Source organism: Rhizobium leguminosarum (assembly GCF_019798305.1).
Classification (GTDB): domain Bacteria; phylum Pseudomonadota; class Alphaproteobacteria; order Rhizobiales; family Rhizobiaceae; genus Rhizobium; species Rhizobium leguminosarum_U.
In genome coordinates this window covers 1-21097 of sequence record NZ_JAAXDD010000010.1, presented here as the reverse complement: position 1 = coordinate 21097, position 21097 = coordinate 1, and the positions used below count along the sequence as shown (strand labels likewise).

At 61.2% G+C, this 21097-nt stretch carries 20 protein-coding genes and 1 pseudogene; 8 read left to right on the top strand and 13 right to left on the bottom strand.

What is annotated here, in order from left to right; translation table 11 throughout:
• The first annotated feature begins 3 nt into the window (after nucleotides 1-3).
• Nucleotides 4-447, top strand: a complete 444-nt coding sequence (locus HFO99_RS18645) for a hypothetical protein (RefSeq protein ID WP_222362784.1) — start codon at nucleotides 4-6, stop codon at nucleotides 445-447.
• A 112-nt stretch (nucleotides 448-559) separates the two neighbouring features.
• Here the strand turns inward: HFO99_RS18645 and visR are convergent, their stop codons facing one another.
• The 13 genes from visR to HFO99_RS18580 form a co-directional block, all read right to left on the bottom strand.
• Complete coding sequence (visR, locus tag HFO99_RS18640; protein ID WP_222362783.1) at nucleotides 560-1306, bottom strand: transcriptional regulator VisR; 747 nt, start codon at nucleotides 1304-1306, stop codon at nucleotides 560-562.
• Nucleotides 1307-1314: 8 nt separating this feature from the next.
• Entirely contained in the window at nucleotides 1315-2061 is a 747-nt protein-coding gene (visN, locus tag HFO99_RS18635; protein ID WP_222362782.1) for a transcriptional regulator VisN, read from the bottom strand.
• A 1004-nt stretch (nucleotides 2062-3065) separates the two neighbouring features.
• Nucleotides 3066-4757 carry a flagellar basal-body MS-ring/collar protein FliF gene (gene fliF / locus HFO99_RS18630; protein ID WP_222362781.1) on the bottom strand — a complete coding sequence of 564 codons (1692 nt, stop codon included), beginning with the start codon at nucleotides 4755-4757 and terminating at the stop codon, nucleotides 3066-3068.
• Between the two features lie 111 nt (nucleotides 4758-4868).
• Nucleotides 4869-5258, bottom strand: coding sequence for a hypothetical protein (locus HFO99_RS18625; RefSeq protein WP_164576294.1), 390 nt, complete (start codon nucleotides 5256-5258; stop codon nucleotides 4869-4871).
• A 16-nt stretch (nucleotides 5259-5274) separates the two neighbouring features.
• A complete protein-coding gene (cheD, locus tag HFO99_RS18620) occupies nucleotides 5275-5829 on the bottom strand; it encodes a chemoreceptor glutamine deamidase CheD (RefSeq protein ID WP_017967014.1) in 555 nt (184 codons plus the stop codon).
• Nucleotides 5826-6215 carry a response regulator gene (locus HFO99_RS18615; RefSeq protein ID WP_003556488.1) on the bottom strand — a complete coding sequence of 130 codons (390 nt, stop codon included), beginning with the start codon at nucleotides 6213-6215 and terminating at the stop codon, nucleotides 5826-5828. Before HFO99_RS18615 ends, cheD begins: the two co-directional genes overlap by 4 nt.
• Entirely contained in the window at nucleotides 6216-7256 is a 1041-nt protein-coding gene (gene cheB / locus HFO99_RS18610; RefSeq protein ID WP_017967013.1) for a protein-glutamate O-methylesterase CheB, read from the bottom strand.
• A complete protein-coding gene (gene cheR, locus HFO99_RS18605; RefSeq protein ID WP_162117830.1) occupies nucleotides 7253-8161 on the bottom strand; it encodes a protein-glutamate O-methyltransferase CheR in 909 nt (302 codons plus the stop codon). The genes cheB and cheR overlap by 4 nt, the downstream gene beginning before the upstream one ends.
• The gene (locus HFO99_RS18600; protein ID WP_222362780.1) at nucleotides 8158-8625 is read right to left on the bottom strand and encodes a chemotaxis protein CheW; all 468 of its coding nucleotides are present in this window, start codon (nucleotides 8623-8625) and stop codon (nucleotides 8158-8160) included. Before HFO99_RS18600 ends, cheR begins: the two co-directional genes overlap by 4 nt.
• A 4-nt stretch (nucleotides 8626-8629) precedes the next feature.
• The gene (locus HFO99_RS18595) at nucleotides 8630-10906 is read right to left on the bottom strand and encodes a chemotaxis protein CheA (protein WP_222362779.1); all 2277 of its coding nucleotides are present in this window, start codon (nucleotides 10904-10906) and stop codon (nucleotides 8630-8632) included.
• A 17-nt stretch (nucleotides 10907-10923) separates the two neighbouring features.
• Nucleotides 10924-11289 (bottom strand): chemotaxis response regulator CheY1, encoded by a 366-nt coding sequence (gene cheY1 / locus HFO99_RS18590; protein WP_017958972.1) that lies wholly within the window; start codon nucleotides 11287-11289, stop codon nucleotides 10924-10926.
• Nucleotides 11286-11582 (bottom strand): STAS domain-containing protein, encoded by a 297-nt coding sequence (locus HFO99_RS18585; RefSeq protein WP_003545491.1) that lies wholly within the window; start codon nucleotides 11580-11582, stop codon nucleotides 11286-11288. Before HFO99_RS18585 ends, cheY1 begins: the two co-directional genes overlap by 4 nt.
• Before the next feature lie 63 nt (nucleotides 11583-11645).
• Nucleotides 11646-13280 carry a globin-coupled sensor protein gene (locus HFO99_RS18580; protein ID WP_222362778.1) on the bottom strand — a complete coding sequence of 545 codons (1635 nt, stop codon included), beginning with the start codon at nucleotides 13278-13280 and terminating at the stop codon, nucleotides 11646-11648.
• Nucleotides 13281-13904: 624 nt separating this feature from the next.
• Here HFO99_RS18580 and HFO99_RS18575 point away from each other — a divergent pair.
• The 7 genes and pseudogenes from HFO99_RS18575 to HFO99_RS18545 all read left to right on the top strand — a co-directional run.
• Complete coding sequence (locus tag HFO99_RS18575) at nucleotides 13905-15347, top strand: ArnT family glycosyltransferase (RefSeq protein WP_222362777.1); 1443 nt, start codon at nucleotides 13905-13907, stop codon at nucleotides 15345-15347.
• A 119-nt stretch (nucleotides 15348-15466) separates the two neighbouring features.
• Nucleotides 15467-15650 (top strand): annotated as a pseudogene (locus HFO99_RS18570) (sodium:proton antiporter); the annotation flags it as partial.
• Nucleotides 15651-15704: 54 nt separating this feature from the next.
• Entirely contained in the window at nucleotides 15705-16082 is a 378-nt protein-coding gene (locus HFO99_RS18565) for a hypothetical protein (protein WP_222251131.1), read from the top strand.
• Between the two features lie 83 nt (nucleotides 16083-16165).
• A complete protein-coding gene (gene secD, locus HFO99_RS18560) occupies nucleotides 16166-18712 on the top strand; it encodes a protein translocase subunit SecD (protein ID WP_222251129.1) in 2547 nt (848 codons plus the stop codon).
• Between the two features lie 262 nt (nucleotides 18713-18974).
• Nucleotides 18975-19691, top strand: a complete 717-nt coding sequence (locus tag HFO99_RS18555) for a sensor histidine kinase (protein WP_222251127.1) — start codon at nucleotides 18975-18977, stop codon at nucleotides 19689-19691.
• Between the two features lie 158 nt (nucleotides 19692-19849).
• Entirely contained in the window at nucleotides 19850-20698 is an 849-nt protein-coding gene (locus HFO99_RS18550; protein ID WP_222362776.1) for a hypothetical protein, read from the top strand.
• Nucleotides 20699-20917: 219 nt separating this feature from the next.
• Nucleotides 20918-21097 (top strand): helix-turn-helix domain-containing protein (locus HFO99_RS18545; RefSeq protein WP_222362775.1); only part of this gene is annotated, 180 nt, incomplete at its 3' end.

Here is a 21097-nt window from a genome sequence, read left to right as displayed (position 1 = left end):
CGAATGAAAAAATGCCCCCACTCTACCCAGCGTGAAAAGATCCTCGCAGACGCGATCAGCCCGGTCGCCACTGAGCTGCGCCTTCTGGATGCTTCTGACCTTATTTCACTGCTGCGCTTCGAGTATTACGGCAATCTTTCCGATCTCGTCGCTTCGGCGGCGGAGCTTTTCTTTCATCCGGGCACGGTGAATTTCGGCCTGGGCGGCAATTATACGCTGGAGTGGGGCGGCAAGCCCGAAGTCGTTCTCGACCTGGAAATCAAGCCGCGCGGCGTCACCGTCTACGCGCAGCTCACCCTTGCCGAAGATCACGCCGGCATCGAGATCAATCATATCGCTTTCCAGGATCCCTCGGCCGATCCCGACAAGAACACCATCTTCCTCAAAAAGAGCCTTCGGGAAGCGCGTTACAGCGTCAACCAGCCGCCTCAGGCGCTGGCCGGCTGACTTCTTTCAAGACAACCGAGCTTTCACGTTCGCCTTGGACAGCAATTCAAAGCGTTACAGTGTCGCTTGCGCGTCTGAAAAGACGCGCGACGCTGAAAGGGACGGCACGCGTTCAGCTGATATAGCCGAGCCGGATCGCCTTGGCGATCGCCTGGATGCGATTGACGGAATCGAGCTTGATGGTCGCCGAGCCGAGATAGGCGTTCACGGTGTGCACGGACAGCCCAAGCTTGTCGGCAATCTCTTCGCTGATGCGGCCGTCGCCGGCAAGCTGCAGACAGGCGATCTCGCGTTCGCTGAGCGCCTCGGCGGCAGCCGTGCGACGTTCGTCGAGCGAGAGAAGATCCATCATGATATGGCAGCAGCGACCGTGCAGCTCGACGATGGTATCGCTCGAGGGATCGAGCTCATCGCCGGTGAAAAGGATGAAACCATTGCCGACGGCGCCGAGCCGCACCGGAAAGGCAAGGCCGGAGAAAGGCAGAATACCGTCCTGCAGCCGCGCCATGAACGGCGAGAAGTCCGCCGGACCGGGTGCCGCACGGTCGTAAGCGCCGGCCCATGAGAGCGGCAGCAGCGACTTGTCGATATGATCGAGAAGAATATCGCCGTAAGCATCCGTGAAGGCCTTGCCGAAACCGGCATTGGAAGGCCCCCAGTTCTCGAGTTCGCAGACAAGGCGCTGCTTTGCCGGAAGACCCGAGCCGCTGACGCGGAAGATTGCGAACCCTTGCGCATCGGCGAGCTTCTGCATCGCGATCAGCCGCGGAAAAAGATCGGACCGGCTGGAAATCCTGTTCACACGCACCATGCGCAGTTGCTCAGCACTGCTCATGGTCCTGCCTGCTGGATACGCCATAGATCCCCCTATACGAGATTATTGCGGACGGCGAAGGCAATGGCCTCGGACCGGGTCTTGGTCGCCGTCTTGCGCATCACGCTGGTGATGTAGTTGTTGATGGTATTGCGAGAGATTCCGAGGATCATCGCGATCTCGTCGCTGGTCTTGCCCTCGGCGATCCAGAACAGGCATTCCAGCTCGCGGTCGGTCAATTCGAAATCGCGATCGACCTTCGTACCACCGCAGCGAAGGAAGCTCGCGACATAACCTGCAAGCAGGCCTACATCCCGCAGGCGCTCCGGCGAAAGGATGAACCCTTCGCCGAACAGGAAGATGAGAGCCAGCCGCGACCGGCCGACATTGAAGGTCACCGAACAATATTGGCGGCTAGCGCCGTCCGGAACTTCGGCACTGTCAGGCAGAAGGGCAAAATTCGGCTGGAAAACCTGCATGCATTTTTCCAACTCGGTCGAGCGGGCATAACCGCGGACCAGATCATTGGCGATGTCCCTGACCAGGTCGAAGGGCCAGTCCGACGAGACGATGAAATCGAGGCCACTTTCCTGGAGGAGATCGCAGCGCGCCAGAAGGTAGTGCGAAGCACCCACGTAGTCCGTCAGTGCGCGCAAACCAGACTGCAACCTGCCGGTGCTAGCGACACCGTGGAGGCGCTGGAGCAGCTCATCGCGTGGCAACAGATCCGGCACCACAGCACTCGCGAAATTCGCCATATGCCTCTCGCCTTTGCTCGCCTGAATTACATTCATATCCATTGGCAATGTCCTGCGGCTGAGAAACGATCGAACTCGGTGCAACAGCAATTTTTCTGTAAGGGATTCAATTCAAGTCCCGCTCGAATCCCATTTCGAATCACCCAAGGGTAAGCCCGGCGATGCAAATCACCATCTCCGACTTCTAGGGATTTACATTCGCTGTCGCCCATGCACTGATTCGATCACTCATTCCAGCCTTCAAGATAGATGGAGGCTAAGGTGATTCTGGCGGAACCGCAACTTGCTTCGCGTTTTACGCGAGTCGATCTCATCATATCGCTCTGCAGTCGCATTTCGCGGGTCGGGTCTTTCGTCTTATTCGAATCCCCGACCCTGATTGTCCTGCATAGTCTCTCGCAGCTCCCGTCACGGCTTTTCAGCAATGCGCGGTTAGGGAAGCAAGCTTCGGTACCGATCGGGTAGGAGGGAGCCTTGCGGCGTCCCTCCTCCCACACCACCGTGCGTACGGTTCCGTACACGGCGGTTCATGAGGCGTGATTTAGGCGTCGAAGCTCCTGCTGAAGCGTGATCAGCCCGAGCTGGTCGAAGAAGAGCTTACGGGAAGGCATCGTTCATATGGCTGGCCCCGGCGTTCCACCAGGGACCGCGGCTGTTGCTGGCCGAGTCATGTGCACGCTGCGCCGTTACAGGCCGGCAGGCCTCCCAGGGTAAGACGCGTGACCTTCGTGCCATATACCTGGCGCATCTACGGCCGCACCCTCCGGGTGATATCGGGCTTCGGGTCTATGTGCCCCCTTGCCCGGATGCGGACGCCTCATATGCGCTTCCTGTTCGTCAGGCCGGCACTTTGCTTACAGCTGCCTTCAAACCCCGCCTCGCGACGACGCCCTTGCTGTTCGGCTAACGGTTCCCATCACCGGGGCCCGCAGAGGACTTCCACCTCCAAGTCATCGGCCGGATACCAGCCCGGCCAATCGGTGCTCACGCACCACGCGCCATGCCTGGCGCACACATTAAGAAAGGCCGGTTGCCCGGCCTTTGATTTACGCTGCCTCGTCGATCGCCCATTTCCTGAGGATTTTCGCGGCGCGTTCCTCGTTGATCTCGACCATTCGGGAAAGCTTGCGTTCCGGGCCTTCCTTGACGCGCCGATTGAAGTTTCCATCGTCGTCGCCGAGACTGAGCAGGTCCTCGGTACTGTCGAAGCCGAAATCGGATCCGAAGCCGTCCATGAGAGCGCCCCCGGCCGCTCCCGATGCAGGCGCGAAGTCCGGAAGCTCGAGGCCGGCCGCTTCCGGCGTGGCGTCGCCGAAAGCCGCAGAGCTGCCGTTGCCGCTGACGCTGCGCACCAGAGGCCGCAGGCCCATCCAGACGACCACGAAGGCGACCGCGACAAAGGCGAGCGAGTTGATGATGCCGGCAAGATTGCGGCTCAGCATGTCCATGACGCGGACACCACCGGTGGCGTCTTCGAGCAGCTGGTTCTCGAGGAAGTCCATGGCCGTGACGGTGACGACGTCGCCGCGCTTGGCGTCGATGCCGGCCGCCGAAGCGACGATCTTCTGCATTTCGGCAAGATAGGCGTCAACCTTGGTCTGGTCGGCGGGTTCTCCGACCATCTTGGCGATGCGGCCCTTGTTGACCACCACGGCGATCGAAAGCTTCTCGACCTTATAGCTGTTGCGGGTCGTCGCTGTCGTCCTGCTGTTGATTTCGTAGTTGGTCTGCTCTTCGCGCTTGTCGGATTTGTCCTGCGATTCGGGCCCGGCGGAACCGCCGGCCGCAGGGGCCGCTTGCGGAATGTTCTGCTCGACCGTCGTCGCGCTATCGGACTGCTTCTGCTGCGACTGCTGGGCTTCCTTCGTCGAGCGAACCGAGCGTTCTACCTTGGATTCGGGATCGTAGGTCGTTTCCTGGATCTGCTGGGCGTCGGTGTTGAGATCGGCGGTGACGCTGGAGCGGAAGTTGTCCATGCCAAGGAAGGGTGCCAGCGCCTTGTCGATGTTGGATTCGACTTCCTGCTGAACGTTCTGGACGATGTTGAGCGAACGATTCAGCGAGCTGTTGCTCGCCTCGTCGCCGGAAGCGAGCAGCTGGCCGGCGGAATCAAGGATGGTCACGTCATCGACGTCAAGTCCCGGCACGGCCGAGGCGACAAGATGACGGATCGAGGTCGCTGCGCTGCGTCCAGTTGTGGCGCTGGCGCGAATCATGACGGACGCAGTCGGTTTCTGCTCCGCCTTTCGGAAGTTTCCGACCTCCGGCATGACGATATGGACGCGTGCGGCTGTTATACCCGAGATCGACTGGATGGTGCGGGCGATTTCGCCTTCCAGAGCGCGAACCCGCGTCACCTCCTGCATGAAGGAGGTCAGGCCGAGGGAGCCGACATTATCGAAGAGCTCGTAACCGGCGTTGGCGCTGTTCGGCAGGCCGCGCTCGGCAAGCATCAGGCGGGCCTTGCCCGTCATCCCCGCGGGGACGCTGATGCTGGAGCCGTCCGTGCCGACCTGGAAATCGACGTTGCCTTCGGCAAGCGCCATGCTGATCTGGTTGAGATCCGGCGAGTCCAGACCGACATAGAGCGTTTCCTGTGCCGGCTTGTTGACGAAAAGGGCGGCTGCAAGGACGATTGCGATGGAGACGGCACCGACGCCTCCGAGAATCATCAGGCGTGTTCGGCCAAGGGAACCGAAGTTCTTAAAGATCTGAATTAATTGATTTAACAGATTCATTCTGTTCTCGCACAATCCGTCAAAGACAAAGCAGGCTTATTGCCTCATCTGACGAATAGTCGGCGAAACTTGTGCGAGCGTTTCGTGAAGCGGGTGCTGGCCCAAAAGACCCTAGAAGAAATCGAAGTCGCCGGCTGCCTTGCTCAATGGCTGGGAGTGGCCGTGGCGCGTAGCGCCGCCCAATGCCTTCTGCATCTCGGCCAGCTTGACGAGGCTGAGCGCGGTCGCGACGTCGACTGACCAGCCGTGTGGGATTTCGCCGGTGATGGTGTCGATGAATTCGGCAAGGCCGCGCGACTTCTGCACGGCCAGATCGATGCCCTGCATGACCTTCATGGCATCCGGCGAGTTCAGGATTTCGGCGCCGCCGAGTTCAAGAAGCTGCGGCTCGATGCGCTCGATGAGGTAGGCGACGTCGTGCAGTTCGGACACGATGCGCATCAGAATGTCGCTCAGCGCTTCGACTGGCGCAGGTGGCTCCATCATCGGGTTAAATGTCATATGAAAATCCTCGCCATCAAAAAAATTCGATACTGGTTTCGACGGGCTTCTGCGGAGCGGCGGGGCGCTGCTCGAGAGCGACGGTTCTCTGCGTTTCGGCGCCGGTCAGGGGGTATTGCCGGGCACGACCGGAGACCGGCCAATATTCAAGCTTGCGTCCATGCTCTCCGCCTGTGGAGGAACCGACCACCGGAATGCCTTCATCCCTCAGGAACTGCACGGCGAAGGCCGCGTTCTGCTCGCCGACATTGGAGAATGTCGAGATCGTCTTCGCGCCGCCGAAGATCTTTGCCTCCAGTCGGTCACGCCGGGCGCCCTGCTTCAGGAGACCGTTGATCAGCAGTTCCATCAGATGCACGCCGTACCGCGTGGCATCGCCACCTGTTGTCGGCGACGTCGCCGAACCGGGCAGCAAAAAGTGGTTCATGCCGCCGACACCGGCGACAGGATCTCTGAGGCACGCAGCCACGCACGAACCGAGAATAGTCGAGAGGACCGCATTCGGATCGTTCAGAACCTTGTACTCGCCCTGAATGATATGCACGCGGCGGGCTGCCCCCTCAGTGATCATTTCAGGGCTCCAAACACGGCTTCGATGGCCGCTTTCATCTTCTCGATCGTGAACGGCTTGGCGAGCACGTTGTTGGCGCCGAGCTGGGCCGCCTTCTGCACCAGTGCGCGGTCGCCCTGGGCGGTGAGGATGATGAAGGCCGCCTTCTTGGTGTTCGGGTTGGTGCGCACGGCCTGAAGGAAGCCGATGCCATCCATCTTCGGCATGTTGAAGTCCGAGATCACCAGGTGGTGCGGCTGCTCGGCCATGATCTTCATGCCCTGCTCGCCGTCGCCCGCCGACGTGATCTGCTTGAAACCGAGCTGGGTCAGCGCATCGCTGAGCAGCAACCGGCTCGTTACCTGATCATCGACGATCAGAACTTTGATTTTCTCCGCGATCGACATTTATTCGGTCCCTTCCTTTCGGGCGGCTGTCATTTTCAATATTTCTTCACCGATGGCAGACAGCGGAAGCTGCTGCTCAACGGCGCCAAGTTCGTGAGCAACCCTTGGCATTCCGTAAACGACACAGGTTTTTTCGTTCTGGCCGAGCGTTCTGGCGCCGGCGTGGCGCATTTTCAACAATCCGGCGGCGCCATCGCGGCCCATGCCGGTCAAAATCACGCCGACAGCGTTGCGGCCGGCCAGTTCCGCGACCGAATCGAAAAGTACGTCCACCGAGGGGCGGTGACCGTTGACCGGCGCCCGGTCGATGAGACGGCAGCACGGCGCCGAGGCACCGCTGACCTGCAGATGACGCTCTCCGCCGGGAGCCAGATAGATCTTGCCGATTTCGAGACGGGCACCATCGGTCGCTTCCTGCACCACCGGCGCACAGAGGCGGTTCAGCCGTTCGGCGAAGCTCTTGGTGAAGGTCGGCGGCATATGCTGGGTGATGACGGTCGGCGGGCAATTCGCCGGGAATTTCTGCAGCACGGCAATCAGCGCCTCGACGCCGCCGGTCGACGAGCCGATCGCGACGATCTTGCGGCCGACGCGGAAATCGGCGACCGAGGGCGGTGGCACAGCGGCAACAGGCTGGGAATACTGGCGTTGCGTGCGCGCGGCGGCCTTGACCTTTTCGGCGAGGTCGCCGAAGGGCCTGGTTTCGCCCGGAGCCGGCTTGCCGACGCAATCGAACGCGCCGATCTCCAGCGCCGCAAGCGTCGCCTCGGCGCCGCGATGGGTCATTGTGGATACCATGATCACCGGCATCGGACGCAGCGTCATGATCTTTTCGAGAAAATCGAGACCGTTCATGTTCGGCATCTCGATGTCGAGCGTCAGGACGTCGGGGTTCAGCCGCTTGATTGCCTCGCGCGCCTCCAACGCGTCGCCGGCCTGGCCGATGACGTTGACCTCAGGGTCCGAACTCAGCACAGCGGTGATCAGGCCCCGCATCGTCGGGGAGTCGTCAACAACGAGAACCCTTGCCGGAGCGCTCATGCCTTCCTCCCGAGACCTTTGGCCGTATAGCGATAGGTCGTGATGCCGATATTGTCGAAGACGTGTTTTGCCTCACCCGAAACTCGCTCCGAATGGCCGATATAGAGGTGGCCGCCTTCCGGCAGCAGGCCGGCGAAACGCTGCCAGATCTTCGTCTGCGTCGGCTCGTCGAAATAGATGACGACGTTGCGGCAGAAGATGACGTCGAACTTGCCCTTGAACGGCCATTGCGCCATCAGGTTCAGCTCGTTGTAGGTGATCAGCCGCTTTACGCGGTCGTCGACCTGAAACTTCCTGCGGCCCTGAACCTCGACTTCGCTGAACCATTGCTTGCGCATGGCCGGCGAAACGGTTTCGAGCGCGCTCTCGTCATAGGCGCCGGCCCGGGCGATCGCGAGGATCTTCGGGTCGATGTCGGTTGCCAGGATCTTGAAGTCGTAATCCGCGACATTCGGCATCAGCGACAGCACCGTCAGCGCGATCGAATAGGGCTCCTGCCCATCGGAGGAGGCGGCCGACCAGATGCGCACTCTGCCGCCCGATCTCGCCCGCTGCAGAAGTTCCGGCAGGACATGGTCGCGCAGGTGGTCGAAATGGTGGTTCTCGCGGAAGAAGCGGGTAAAGTTGGTGGTCAGGTGCGAAAGCATCTCGCGGCGCGGTGCGGCGCCGGCCGGCGAAGCGACGAGATCGCAATATTCCCGGAAGCCGGACAGACCGAGATTGCGGATATGCTTCGACAGGCGCGAATAGACGAGCGACGCCTTCGTCTCGTTGAGGAAGATGCCGGCATCCGAATAGATCATTGCGGCGATCTCAGTGAGGTCGCGGCGCGTCAGCGGATATTCTCCGCTCGCCAGGACCTCGTCGGATCCCTGTCTCTGATCTTTTGCGCCCATTACACTCATGCGGCTTCGCTTTCGGTCTCTGGAAAGAGGGATTCGAGTTCGATCAGGCAGATCATGCGCTTCTCGATCGCGAGAACGCCACGGGCAAATTGACGCTCGAGTTCGGAGGAGATTTCGGGCGTCGGCTGGATGGTTTCGTCGGTCACCGTCAGGATATCGGAAACGGCGTCGACCAGCAGGCCGACGACCTTACGCCGGACCTGGGCGACGATGATGACGTGACGGGCGGGCGGATCGGCCGGCTTCATGCCGAGTCGGGCCGCAAGATCGATGATCGGCAGCACCACGCCGCGTAGGTTGATGACACCCAGCATATACGTCGGCGAATGCGGCATCGCGGTCGCCGGGGTCCAGCCCCGGATTTCGCGAACCGACATGATGCTCACGCAAAATTCCTGATCCCCGATGCGGAACGCGATCAGCTCGCGATCCCCCTCGTTCAGATTTTTTACGGTGTACGACATTCGCTTATCCCACCGCTGCTAGCGACATTTCCGCTTTGAGCGACTGGCCGCGCGAGGCGCCGACAACCGCGTCGACATCGAGGATGAGAGCGACGCGGCCGTCACCGAGAATGGTGGCGGCGGCAATGCCCGGCACATGGGTGTAGTTCGCTTCCAGGCTCTTGATGACCACCTGGCGCTGACCCTGGATGGCATCGACCATCAGAGCGCGCTGGCCGCCGCCTTCGGATTCCACCAGAAGCGCCACGCCCTCGACCGGATTGGCCTGGGTCGCGCGGAAGTTCAGGATGCGGCCGACATCGACCAGCGGGCAGAAGCTGTTGCGGATCGAGATCAGCCGGTGGTTCGCGCCGAAGGAGTGGATCGCGGCAGCTTCCGGCTGCAGGGTTTCGACGATTGCCGTCAGAGGCACGACCAGCGTCTGGCCGGCGACGGTGACCACCATGCCGTCGAGGACGGCGAGCGTCAGCGGCAGGCTCATGGTGAAGACCGAGCCGTGGCCCGGCTTCGAGGTGATGTTGATGCGGCCGCCGAGCGCCTGGATCGAACGCTTGACGACGTCCATGCCGACGCCGCGGCCGGAGATGTCGGAGATCTTGTCGGCCGTCGAGAAGCCCGGCAGGAAGATCAGGTTGTCGATTTCCTCGTCCGAAAGGTTGGAGTCGGCCGGGATGAGGTCGTTGTCGATCGCCTTCTGGCGGACCTTCTCGCGGTTGATGCCGGCGCCGTCGTCGGCAAGCTCGATCAGGATGCGTCCGGAACGATGCTTGGCGGTCAGGCGGACCGTGCCTTCGGTGTTCTTGCCGGCGGCTGCACGCTTTTCGGGCGTTTCGATACCATGGTCGACGGCATTGCGGATCATGTGGGTCAGCGGCTCGGCCAGCTTGTCGATGACCGTCTTGTCGACTTCGGTGTTTTCACCTTCGGTGATCAGGCGGATGGACTTGCCGGTCATGTCGGCGATTTCGCGGACGATACGCGACATGCGCTGGAAGACCGGCTTTACCGGCTGCGCGCGGATCGCCATGACCGAGTCCTGGATCTCGCGGGTGAGCTGCTGCAGCTCCTCGAGGCCCATATTGATCGAGGAGGTGCCGGTCGTGTCGTTCTCGATGACGCTCTGCGACAGCATCGCCTGGTTGATGACCAATTCGCCGACGAGGTTGATCAGGCGGTCGACACGGTCGAGATCCACGCGGATCGTCTGGCCGGCACCGGCGGCATTGTTCTGGGCGGCAGCACTTGCAGCGGCCGCTGCGGCGGCTGCCGATTCCTTCTTCTCGACGCGGGCGGCGACCAACTGCGTGACGTTGGAGGCAGTCTCGGCGGCGGCAACGGCGGCGTTCGTCTCTTCGGCGCGCGCGTCTGAGAGGGAAATCTCTTCCGTTGCGCCGGTTTCATCCAGGATCGACAAATCGAAGGGAACCGGCACCATCGGCAGTTCGTCGTTGCTGGTCGCGTCGGCCCTTGCTTCTTCGACCGGCTTCACCGTCAGTTCGCAATCCCACTCGGCGAATTCGAAGACGGTGCGAATGGCGTCCTCGCCCTTGTCCGTCTTGATCGTGACGTTCCAGAAGAAATAAGCGCCTTCCGGATCAAGTTCCTCGAGACCCGGCAGGTCACCCGTATTGCAATAGATCGTCATTTCACCGAGGCGCGAGAGATCACGCAGCAGCAGGGTGGCGTCATTGCCCTTGGAATAGAGTTCGTAGCGCGGCTTGAAGATGACTTCATAGGACGGTATGCCGGCCGCATCGCCCTCGCCGCCAAAATCGTCGAAGGAAAAGGGGACTGGCTGGAAGCCGCTGTCGTCCGTCGGCTTGGGGGTCGGCGCCGGAGCGGCCTTTGCGGCGGCCTTCGGTGCAGGCGCCTCAGCTGATGCCGAGGGAGACGGCATTTCACCGTTGGCCAATGCCTCGAGCTCCCTGACGAGGCCGCGGCTGCGGCTTTCATCGACGCTGCCGCCGTCGCGCGCAACATTCGTCAGGTCGGCGAGCACGTCGGCCGACTTCAGCATCACCTTCAGGACGTCCTGGTTCGGCTCAAGCTTGTTGGATCGAACGCAATCGAGAGTGGTCTCGAAGACATGGGCGAAGGCGACCAGATCGTCAAGGCCGAAGGCGCCGGCGCCGCCCTTGATCGAATGCACGGCACGGAACACCGCATTGACGGTTTCCGGATCGCGATCGCCATCATTCATTTTCAGAAGACCGGATTCCAACTCGGCGAGCTGTTCCTCGCACTCCTGGAAGAAGATCTCTTTGATTTCGTTCATATCCATAGGAGCAAATCCTGGGTTTAAGCGGTTACACGCTCAATGGCATCGATCAGCTTGGCCGGGTCGAAAGGCTTGACGATCCAGCCCGTGGCACCGGCCTGGCGGGCGCGGTTCTTCTTTTCCGCGTCGCTTTCGGTGGTCAGGACCAGGATCGGGATCGCCCGATATTTCTCGTTGCGGCGGACACCTTCGATGAAGCCGAAACCATCGAGGCGCGGCATGTTGATGTCGGTCACGATGACGTCAGGATTGGACTCTTCGAGGATCTCGAGGCCCTCGATGCCGTCTTCCGCCTGGATGGTCTCGAAGCCGGCATTGTTCAGCGTCACGAGAAGCATGTTTCGGATGGTGCGGGAATCATCCACGGTCAGCACTTTTTTCTTCATTGCCGAATCTCCTTGGCAAGCAGGTGGTCAATATTGACGCCCACCAGCTGCATGGTTTTCTGAAATGCGTCGGACACCTTGGAGAAGGTGAACGGCTGCTTGTCCTGCTCCCAGGTCTTTTCGGCGGACATCAGAACCTGGGCGCAAAGAGCACCGATCCGTTCAACGCCGGAAGCGTCTATCGAAAGACCGCTACCCCTGAGAGAGAGGAGTTTATCGCGCAAGGCGGAAGCCTCGTTGAGGTCGAGCACCGCTGTCAAATCCAGCGTCTTGCCACTCTTCTTTGCTGCCATCAGCTTTTCCTTGTCCCCTTATCCCCGGCCCGAGAAGACGAGCTGAGGCGATCATCCGATAGGTTAGTAAACATTCCGCCCACCTCCGACGCTTGCGAAGGGCTGCGGAAGGCCCAAATCGTCATTTTCGTATCCGTCCTCGGCCAGTGCCGGACGAGCGGCGACCTCGATGGCGCGCGGCGGCGTCACGCGAACCGGCGCAGGGCGCCCGGCAGTGGCGTTTTCCCGGGCGATGCGGAATTCGCGAATCGTCTGGCCGAGTTCGAGAATGACGGCGTGGAGGTGGTCGGCGCCTTCAGCCGAGCGCTCCGCAAGGCCGGCACTATCGGCGACCTCGCCACCCAGGCCCTTGACGTCGGCTGTTACGCTGTCGAGGCTTGCGGCATGTTCGCCGGTTCGAGTGGCGATGCCTGATATGGCGGCGTTGATGTCGGTGACCTGACGTACGATGCTGCCGATCGAATCCTGTGTGCGGCCGACCATCTGCACGCCGGCATTGACCTGCGCCTTGGTCGTCGTCACCAGCGTCTTGATCTCGCGGGCGGCTTCGGCCGAGCGCTGGGCAAGGGCGCGGACTTCTTGGGCGACGACGGCAAAACCGCGGCCGGAATCGCCGGCGCGAGCAGCTTCGATGCCGGCATTCAGCGCCAGGAGATTGGTCTGGAAGGCGATCTCGTCGATCGCACCGATGATCTGGCCGATCTTTTCGGCCGACTGCTCGATATCGGCCATGGCGCTGATCGCGCGGCCGACGACCTCGCCGCTTTCCTCGACGGCAGCGCGCGTCGTGGCGGCCGCCTGTTCGGCAGCGCGGCTGTCGGCGGCGCCATCGCGGACGCTACCGGCGATGCCGGAAAGGGCCGCGGCGGAAAGCTGCAGCCGGTCGGCCTGACCAGAAGCCGTGCCGGCAAACTGCCGCGACAGACCGGCAAGCGAGCCAGTCGCCGCTTCGGCCCTGACCGTGCGCTCGGTAATGGCGGTGAACTCGGCCTGGAGGCCATCCAACGCGCCGTTCAGTGCGGCGGCGATCCCGCCATAGGCTCCATCGCCGTCGACAGGCGCGCGTCGCGTCAGGTCGCGCGCGGACAGGCCTTCGATGACATCGCCGAAGATCAGGGCGATCTCGGCCTCGTTGTCGGCGCGCTGATCGGCGAGCGCGCGCTGCTCCACGGCGCGCAGCGCATTGAAGCGAAGCGAGACGGCAATTTCCACATCGACCATGACGATGCGGATGATCGCTGTCATCAGATCGGAGATTTCGCGGGTCCGGCGCTTGGCCGACGGCAGCAGCGGACGGCCGGCGATCTCCTCGGCGAGGCCGGAAACGACATGTTCCAGCATGACGCCATGGCCGGCTACGTGCCAGCGCGGGTCGAGGCCCATCTTGCTTTCAGTATCGGAGAGAACCTTGACGCGCTCAGCATAGAGGCTGTCGAACCGCGCATCCGTCAGCACGTCCCAATGCGAGGACTGCAGATCGTGCAGGCGCTCGACCTGGCGCTCGCTCTCGAAATTGCGCGAGGCGTCGGGGAATGACTGGAACCTGTGGAAGAGATCCCTAAGGCCTGCCTTCAGATGTGCTTCGAGGGCCGGCCGGTTGCGGCGCACCAGCTCGCACTGGTCGGCATCGAGACCGGCAAAGCGCAGACGGTCGCGCAAGCTGCCTGCCTGCGCGCCACGAGCCTGATCTGATGGCATATCCTGCCTCAACGCCTGTCCCCAACCACTTTCCGGGCGAACGCCCGGCCAAAAACTTGCGCAGCATCCGTTGAACGCGAAGCGTGGAGACGGTCCTCACCACCGGTTACAACCGGCGGATCGAGCCCCCTTATCAGCTATGTTTCGGAGCTGTCTGAAGAGATGGATACCGGATCAACCCGGTACGGCGGGACGGCGTCATGCCTGGTGGGAACGAGTGCATCTTCCCATTCCGACGTGTAAACCAATGTTTATGGTTAATTCCTTGCTTGAAGGTTAATAAGCCTTTCGCGGTGCAGGCTTTTGAAGCAATTCAAGGCCGTTCACAACAAATACTGCTGCGGAGTTGCACGGCTGCTACAAGGCACACGCAAGCTCCGTGTTATATGCCGGTCGATAACCAAGACATGACGTCGACAAGGACAGAGCAATGATTGTTCTCGGATTGGGTTCCTGCATGATTGCAATGACGCTGCTTGCCGCCGTCGCCCGTCTCGATTTTCTCGCCGCAAACCGCGACATCCGCGCCCTTCGGGTGTTCTAAAACCCACCCTTCCCCGTTGGCAGTCCGGCACCTTTGGTGTATCGCACTCGCGCCTTTCATGTCAGCGGAACTATCGGTTCATGTCCCCCAGATCTGGTCTCCTCATCGTTCTTGGCTTCACGCTCTGGCGCGTCGTCACGCTCAATTTCGATGCGACGGACCTTTTCGTCGACGAGGCACAGTACTGGTTGTGGTCACAGAATCTCGATCTCGGCTACTATTCCAAGCCGCCGATGATTGCGTGGGTGATCCGGGCGATGACCGAGCTTTCCGGCTCCAACGCCATCTATTGGATCAGGCTGCTCGGACCGCTGATCCACATGGCGGCCGCACTCGTGCTGATGAAGACGGCAAAACGTTTCGTCGGGCCGGAGATCGAAGGCTGGACGGGCGCCACCTACATCACGCTCCCGGGCGTCGCGCTTTCTTCGGTGTTCTTCTCGACCGACGTGATCCTGCTGTTTTTCATCGCAATCGCCTTACTTGCCTATTTCGGCTTGACGCAGCGACGCTCGGTCGGGCTGGCGCTCGTCATGGGCATTAGCGTCGGCCTCGCCTTCCTGACGAAATATGCCGTGCTGTTCGTCGTTCCGGGCGGCGCGCTTGCCCTCCTCCTCATTCCGGCGGCGCGCATCGCCATTCGGGATTTCATCATCGCGGTCGCGGTCGCGGCGGTCGTCGCCTTGCCGAATCTCTGGTGGAATCTGCAGCACGACAATACGACGGTGCGGCATACGCAGGATATCGCCCATTGGAGCGAACTCGGCATCAATGTTCGTCACGGGCTTGAATTCTTCTCCGCCCAATTCGGCGTGGTCGGGCCGATCATCTTCTTTGCGATGCTCTGGGCGGTCTATCGCATGATCAAGGGTAGGAGCAACGATCGCGAAAAGATGCTGGTCTGGCTGTCGATGCCGGTGGTGGTTCTCATCACACTACAGGCAACGGTCGCCAAGGCCTATGCCAACTGGGCCGTGACTGCCTATGTCGCGGGCACCATTCTTGCCGTCTGGCTGCTTTACCGGATGTGGCCGAAGGGGCTCAGGCTGTCGCTGACCATCAACGGCATCGCAAGTCTGCTCTTTCCGTTGGCGATGATCTTTCCGCATCAGTTGCTGCTGCCGAACGGCGACACGCTGATGAAGCGCTATCTCGGCCGTGCCGACGTCAGCCGCGAGGCCGCCGCACTTGCAGCTCAGGCCGGTACCGACATCATCGTCACCGACAATCGCGACATGGTCGCCGATCTTTTTTATACGCTCCGCGATGCATCCTACCGGATCTATGCGCGGGCGCCCACGGGCCTTCCGGAGAGCTATTACGAGCAGGAATTCGCTCTGCCGGTTGACACCACCGGCAAGGTGCTGTTCCTGACGGACGGACCCTTCACCTGCGCCACCGAGACACCCGAGGTGCTGAAGAACTGGCAGCCGACGGAAGGCAACTACAAGGGCAAGGCGCTTTCTGCCTACAAGGTCTCTGCCGCCTGCCTGGCGCCCGAGCCGGTTCAGCCTGCCCGATGACAGAGCCGCCATGCCTTTTCGAGAGGCGCAGCGGGCACTGTAACCGTTTGAATTATGCATGCGCCGCGCGGCAGAGAGCAGGAGTGAGAATTGTTTCCCTTGCGCCTTGACCCGTGATTTCAAGCCTCCTCGTCGCCCGCGCTCATTCCGACGCCGAGGTCGGTCATCACGGGTGAGCGTGAAATCGCGCTGGGCATGGTTGACCGGCTCGCCCAAGTGCATCATGAGAGGGTGCCCTATGAAGACGGGCATGGGCCTGATACAATTATGCCGACGGATGACCCGCCGCCGGGAAGAGAATGAGAGATTGGCGCGCTTTTGAGCCGATACGGGAGTGACATCGCCGGGACGGAGAGGATGGAGCTGGACCAGCGCCGTCTGACGAGCCGTATCGCCGCTTCCCTCCTCGTCGCTGTCCTTGCCTATCTCGGCCTGCTTTTCGGCGGCAATCTGGTGATCTCGCCGGCCGCCGTGAATACGCTTTCCTCTTCCGATCGGGATTTGCAGCCGCCGCAGCTGACTGCGCGCGATGCCGTGCGCGGGCTGCTTGCGACTGAACGCAAGCTTGCACCGAAGCAGGCAGCGCATGACGCCGGACCGCTTGCCCTTGCCGCCACTCCGGTTGTCGATTTTTCCGGCTGGACCATTGCCGCGCCTTTTCCGGCATTTGAAGCTTCGCTTCATGCCGCAGTCTCCAGGACCCATCAGCCGCGCGCACCGCCGGTCGCTGCCTGACGCTCGCGCCGATCGGCGCTTCCGACCATTGACGACATGCCGCCAGCGCCCGAGCGCCGGCCCTCGATATCAAGGAATACAACATGCGTACTTCACGATGGCTGGTGGTCACCTATACGGTGATCATCCTACTCGGCCTATTGATCGCCCTGCCGAACGTCCTGCCGCAATCCGTCCTCCAGCGCGTGCCGGCCTGGCTGCCGCATGAGCAGGTGTCGCTCGGCCTCGACCTTCGCGGCGGTTCGCACCTCGTTCTGGAAGTCGACGAAGCCGACCTGACCAAGGAGCGGCTGCAGTCGCTGCTTCAGGACGCGCGCCGCGTGCTGCGCGAAAAGGGCATCCAGCCGAAAGCGGTGGTCCGCAGCCAGAACCAGATCGTCGTGACGCTTGCCGATGCCGCGCAGAGCGATGCTGCCGTCACCGAACTCAAGACGCTTGCCAACCCGATCAGCACCGGCCTCAGCGCCGGCCAGTCGGATCTGGCCGTCACTGCGAACGGCGCCACCATCACCGTCGGCTTCTCGCCGGCCGGCATTTCCGCCAATGTCGACAATGCCGTCCAGCAAAGCCTCGAAGTCATCCGCCAGCGCGTCGACCAGGTCGGCGTCTCCGAGCCGACCATCCAGCGCATCGGCGCCAATCGCGTGCTCGTCCAGCTTCCGGGTGCGCAGGATCCGTCACGCCTGCGCGAACTGCTCGGTTCCACCGCCAAGATGTCGTTCCACATGCTGTCGCCGAACAATGCGCCCGGACCCGGCGTAACCATGTTGAAGGACGATGAAGGCAGGGCCTATCCGGTCCTCGACCGCGTCGAAATCTCCGGCGACCGCCTTTCGGACGCCCGCGTCAGCTTCGACCCGAACACGCATGAGCCGATCGTCAGCTTCCGCTTCGACAGCGCCGGCGCCAGCCGCTTTGCCGAGATCACCCGCCAGAACGTCGGCAATCCCTTCGCCATCGTCCTCGACGACAAGGTGCTGAGCGCGCCTGTTATCCGCGAGCCGATCACCGGCGGTTCCGGCCAGATCTCCGGCAGTTTCTCGGCCGATAGCGCCACGACGCTGGCCGCCATGTTGCGCGCCGGCGCCCTGCCCGCCAAGCTGACGGTCATCGAAGAGCGCACCGTCGGCGCCGACCTCGGAGCCGATGCCATCAAGATGGGCATTTATTCCGGCATCGTCGGCTTTGTGCTCGTCGCAGCCTTCATCTTCGTTCTCTATGGCACCTGGGGCTTCCTGGCGAATATCGCGCTGTTGATCCACACGATCCTGACCTTCTCGGCGCTAACGCTGGTCGGTGCGACGCTAACGCTGCCGGGCATTGCCGGTGTCGTTCTCGGTATTGGCCTCGCGGTCGACGCCAACGTTCTCATCAACGAGCGCATCCGCGAAGAGACGCGCAAGGGCAAGAGCGCCTTCGCCGCCATCGACACCGGCTTCCGCCGTGCCTATTCGACCATTATCGACGGCAACATGACGGCCCTGATCGCTGCGGCCATCCTGTTCTTTTTCGGCTCCGGACCGGTTCGCGGCTTTGCCGTGACCATGGCGCTCGGCCTGATCATCTCGATGTTCACATCGGTCGCCTTCGTGCGTGTCGCGATGATCGAGATCACCCGCCGCCGCAAGCTCAAGGTGCTGAACATTCGGCCGTTGATCCCGTTCAGCCCCTATGACAAGCACATCGAGTTCATGAAGGCCCGCTTCTTCGGCGTCACCGTCTCGGCCCTGCTTTCGATTGCCTCCGTCGTGCTCTTCATTCATCCCGGTCTCAACTACGGCGTCGATTTCCGCGGCGGCATCCAGATGGCCGTCAAGACCCAGGGTGCGGCCGACCTTGCGAAGTTCCGCGAAGGTCTTGATAGTCTCGGCCTCGGCGAAATCACTCTGCAGTCCTTCGGCGACAAAAGCAGCATTCTTGTTCGTGCCCAACGGCAGGAAGGCGGCGAAGAGGCGCAGACGGCAGCGGTGACCAAGCTGAAGGCCGAAGTCGCCAAGATCGATCCGACCGCCACCGTCGAAGGCACCGACGTCATCGGCCCGAAGGTCAGCGGCGAGCTTGCCTGGGCCGGCATCCTGTCGGTGGTGATCGCAAGCTTCGCGATGCTCATCTATATCTGGGTGCGGTTCGAATGGCCGTTTGCCGTCGGCGCCATCGTCACGTTGGTGCTCGACGTCACCAAGGCGATCGGGTTCTTCGCGATCACTGGCCTCGACTTTAATCTGACGGCGATCGCCGCCATCCTGACGCTTGTCGGTTATTCGGTGAACGACAAGGTCGTCGTCTATGACCGCATGCGCGAAAACATGCGGCTCTACAAGTCGATGCCGCTGCGCGAGATCATCGACAAGTCGATCAACGAGACGCTGGCGCGAAGCCTTTACACCAATGCGACGGCCTTCCTCGCGCTGGTGCCGATGGCGATCTGGGGCGGTAGTGCTGTCTCGAGCTTCGCGATCCCGATGGTCTTCGGCATTCTCGTGGCCGGCGCCTCGTCGATCTTCATCGCGGCACCCATCCTGCTCTTCCTCGGCGACTGGCGCCGCCGCCATGCCAAGGCAGCTGCAACCGATACGGCAGTCGAGATCATCCCCCCGGAACAGGGTCGCCCGCGCAAGTCCGCGAGCTAGCGCATAACCCCGAAAATCGGGATCGACTTTCGGAAGGGATTATGCGCCCATTCAAAGTGATAGAGCGTCCTTTGCGCGTCTGAAAAGACGCGCGGCGCTCTATTTCGTTTTTAACGCATTCTTGAAGAGGGCGCCGGTTGCAGAGCCGGCGCCCTCTTTCTATTGTCGGCTGCTGCATTATGTTTCAATTCAAAGTGTTACAGCGCCTTTGCGCGTCTGAAAGGACGCGCGGCGCTGCAATTGAGATCGGGGAAACCGCCAGATGTCATCCAACCCGACAAGACCGCCGGAAACCACCGCCGCCGGAGACAGCGAGGAGCGCATCAAGCGTTTTCTCGCAACCGCCTCGCACGACCTGCAATCGCCGCTCCGCCACATCGCCATGTATGCCGAGCTGCTGCTCGACGATCTCGAGGAGACGCTCGACGGCGAACAGCTTCAGAGCCTGCGGATGATCCTGGAAAAGGCGCAGACGGCGCAGCGGCTCACCAAAGCGTTGATGAGCCTCGCCGGCGGCACACCTCAGGTGACGCCTGAAGAGGTCGATCTGCAAGCGCTGGCCGAGAGTGTCTGGGGTGAACTGACCGGCGAGACGGCGGTCCGCGAGGCGACGCTTGAAAGCGACGGCCTGCCCTCCATCCGTACCGACCCTGCCCTCTTTGGTCTGGTGCTGCGGCATCTTTTGACCAATGCCCTCACCTATCGCGGGGAAGCGCCGCCGCATGTCGCCATTGCCGCGGAGCGCGCGGGGACGGACTGGTTCATCCGGATTTCCGACAATGGAACGGGCATCGATCCGGCTTATCGGGAGCGAATATTCGAGCCGTTCTGGAAATTGCCGAAGGCGGGAGCGGTCCAGGGCGCCGGTCTCGGATTGACGACGGCACGGGAGTTTCTAACGGCGCTTGGCGGCGATATCAGCCTCGAACATTCGGATGCGAGCGGCAGCTGTTTCATCATCCGCCTTCCGATTGCCTGAGATCAGAGAAATTCCAGCAAAAGTGCGCGGCAGTTCTGCGTCCGGAACGACGGCAACGATGGCGAGAGATCTTGGAAGGCGAGCGATGGACGCATAGTAAGGTTCGCGACAGCTTGTCACTCTCTTTTAGCGACTGTCGCGTTGTCAAGGAGCCAGCAATGGCATTTGCATTTCCGCCACTATTTCAAGAACAGGTGTTGCTTCTGGTTGCAAAACGCACAATGCTTCGGGAGTTCACTTCCGACATAACGACTTTAGTCGTCGGTTCGTCGCATGGCGATTTTGGTTTCGATCCCTCGCTCGTGCCGGGTTCATTCAACCTCTGCTCTCGATCCCAAGACTTAAAACATTCCTACTACTTGTACAGCAAGCTATCAGAACAGAACTTGAACCTTTCAACGCTCGTCATATTTTACTCGATATTTTCTCCAGGCTGGCTTCTTGAGAGCTCCCCTTCCGAAGGCGAGATAGCTGTCGCAATCAACGAGCTGTTCAACCTCGGCCTCGAATATGAGAGCCATCGGCTTGCATCTCTCAATGCGGCGGTCGCCGTAAAACTAGGTGAGATGTCGGTCCATTTGCCGGGCGGTGCTGGCTTCTTGCCAGACCATGGAAAGGGCTTCATGCCCGCAACTGTGACGGCGGAAAAGCGTGCGGCCGATCACATGAGGTTCAACACACGACGGGACGCGGTTCCATACTTGGAAATGATGATCGATCTTGCGTTTCGCAACGGACACGAAGTCATCATTGTAATCCCCCCGGCGCGAAGAGATTTCCGATTACAGGTAGGTAACGGCCAGGAACTGTTTGACACACTACAACGCTACACCGAGCGCGACCGTGACGTTCAGATACTCGACTTTTATAACCGCAACGATTTTGACGATGCCTTTTTCGGTGATTTCGACCATCTTGTTCCCACTGGGGAGGGAACGGGATTGCTGTCTCGTTCGGTAGCGGATGCCTTGAAGCCGTCAAGAGTATTGGGACGGTTGGCTGTTTGACCGCAGTTGGTGCGATCCACGCGTATTAGTCTGTCGCGGACAGTCCTTCTTTGATCTTCCGAACGCTCGTTCACAACGATACCCAGATGCACGCAGAAAGCTGTAACTGCACCAAGCGCAGCCTTAGAGCGGGATTGTTTTAGTCGGAATCGGAACAGGGATTCCGTTTGTGGTGCAAATCAGATTCACCATTCTGGCCGGTGCAGGAGGCTGGTCTGGATGGCGAAACCTTTTTCGGATGATCTTCGGGAACGCGTTGTTGGCGCAGTAACGCGCGAGGGCCTGTCGTGTCGAGCGGCGGCAAAGCGCTTCGGCATTGGCATCAGCACCGCGATCGACTGGGTCCGGCGCTTGCGTGAGACGGGCAGCGCGGCCCCTGGCCAGATGGGCGGCCACAAG

Coding starts and splice junctions, on each gene's coding strand:
- HFO99_RS18595 (WP_222362779.1), bottom strand. CDS start 10,906: ATGGATATGAACGAAATCAAAGAGATCTTCTTCCAGGAGTGCGAGGAA.
- secD (WP_222251129.1), top strand. CDS start 16,166: ATGCGTACTTCACGATGGCTGGTGGTCACCTATACGGTGATCATCCTA.
- cheR (WP_162117830.1), bottom strand. CDS start 8,161: ATGAGTGTAATGGGCGCAAAAGATCAGAGACAGGGATCCGACGAGGTC.
- HFO99_RS18580 (WP_222362778.1), bottom strand. CDS start 13,280: ATGCCATCAGATCAGGCTCGTGGCGCGCAGGCAGGCAGCTTGCGCGAC.
- cheD (WP_017967014.1), bottom strand. CDS start 5,829: ATGATCACTGAGGGGGCAGCCCGCCGCGTGCATATCATTCAGGGCGAG.
- HFO99_RS18565 (WP_222251131.1), top strand. CDS start 15,705: ATGGAGCTGGACCAGCGCCGTCTGACGAGCCGTATCGCCGCTTCCCTC.
- HFO99_RS18575 (WP_222362777.1), top strand. CDS start 13,905: ATGTCCCCCAGATCTGGTCTCCTCATCGTTCTTGGCTTCACGCTCTGG.
- HFO99_RS18645 (WP_222362784.1), top strand. CDS start 4: ATGAAAAAATGCCCCCACTCTACCCAGCGTGAAAAGATCCTCGCAGAC.
- HFO99_RS18555 (WP_222251127.1), top strand. CDS start 18,975: ATGTCATCCAACCCGACAAGACCGCCGGAAACCACCGCCGCCGGAGAC.
- cheY1 (WP_017958972.1), bottom strand. CDS start 11,289: ATGAAGAAAAAAGTGCTGACCGTGGATGATTCCCGCACCATCCGAAAC.
- HFO99_RS18615 (WP_003556488.1), bottom strand. CDS start 6,215: ATGTCGATCGCGGAGAAAATCAAAGTTCTGATCGTCGATGATCAGGTA.
- HFO99_RS18550 (WP_222362776.1), top strand. CDS start 19,850: ATGGCATTTGCATTTCCGCCACTATTTCAAGAACAGGTGTTGCTTCTG.
- visR (WP_222362783.1), bottom strand. CDS start 1,306: ATGGCGTATCCAGCAGGCAGGACCATGAGCAGTGCTGAGCAACTGCGC.
- visN (WP_222362782.1), bottom strand. CDS start 2,061: ATGGATATGAATGTAATTCAGGCGAGCAAAGGCGAGAGGCATATGGCG.
- cheB (WP_017967013.1), bottom strand. CDS start 7,256: ATGAGCGCTCCGGCAAGGGTTCTCGTTGTTGACGACTCCCCGACGATG.
- HFO99_RS18625 (WP_164576294.1), bottom strand. CDS start 5,258: ATGACATTTAACCCGATGATGGAGCCACCTGCGCCAGTCGAAGCGCTG.
- HFO99_RS18600 (WP_222362780.1), bottom strand. CDS start 8,625: ATGTCGTACACCGTAAAAAATCTGAACGAGGGGGATCGCGAGCTGATC.
- HFO99_RS18585 (WP_003545491.1), bottom strand. CDS start 11,582: ATGGCAGCAAAGAAGAGTGGCAAGACGCTGGATTTGACAGCGGTGCTC.
- fliF (WP_222362781.1), bottom strand. CDS start 4,757: ATGAATCTGTTAAATCAATTAATTCAGATCTTTAAGAACTTCGGTTCC.